Origin of the sequence: Catenulispora yoronensis, assembly GCF_039531695.1 — a bacterium.
Lineage (GTDB): Bacteria > Actinomycetota > Actinomycetes > Streptomycetales > Catenulisporaceae > Catenulispora > Catenulispora yoronensis.
Map to the genome: position 1 here is coordinate 1 of NZ_BAAAQN010000262.1, position 511 is coordinate 511.

Sequence of the window (511 nt, forward strand, 5' to 3'; positions counted from 1 at the left end):
GTATCTGCAGCCGAGCCGTCACCACCTGCCGGTGCAGCGCTACGTCAGCCCGGAAGAGTTTGAAGAGATGAAAGCGGAAGCGATGGCGATGGGCTTCACCCACGCCGCCTGCGGTCCCTTCGTCCGCTCTTCCTATCATGCCGACCTGCAGGCTAAAGGGATGGAAGTTAAATAACCCACCGCTTCCGCCGCTGCGCGCCTTTTCGGCGCAGCGGCTCTCTCCGCTTCATCCGTTTCGCCTGTCCGTAACAGTTAGTTGCATCTTTTCTCCGCGGCGTCGACAAAAACGACAAAGGCCGCAACGATAAACGTCGCGGCCTCTTCGCCGTACCGCCAGCATCCCGTCAGGGGACGCAGCCGGAGAATTACTCTTTATGAGAGAGCTTCTGCGCCGGCGCTTCTTCTTCTGCGGTGGTTTTCTTCGCGCTATCGTCATCTTCGTTCATGGCTTTTTTAAAGCCCTTGATAGCCGACCCCAGGTCGCCGCCCAGCGTACGTAATTTCTTGGTAC

1 protein-coding gene and 1 pseudogene are annotated in these 511 nt (G+C 58.1%); one reads left to right on the plus strand and one right to left on the minus strand.

Translation table 11 applies throughout. The annotated features are described in order from the left end of the window. Positions 1 to 175, plus strand: a pseudogene (locus ABD481_RS47230) (lipoyl synthase); the annotation flags it as partial. Positions 176 to 365: 190 nt separating this feature from the next. Here ABD481_RS47230 and ABD481_RS47235 read toward each other — a convergent pair. Further along, positions 366 to 511: Sec-independent protein translocase family protein (locus tag ABD481_RS47235; RefSeq protein WP_344672403.1), on the minus strand; the 146-nt coding region annotated here is incomplete at its 5' end.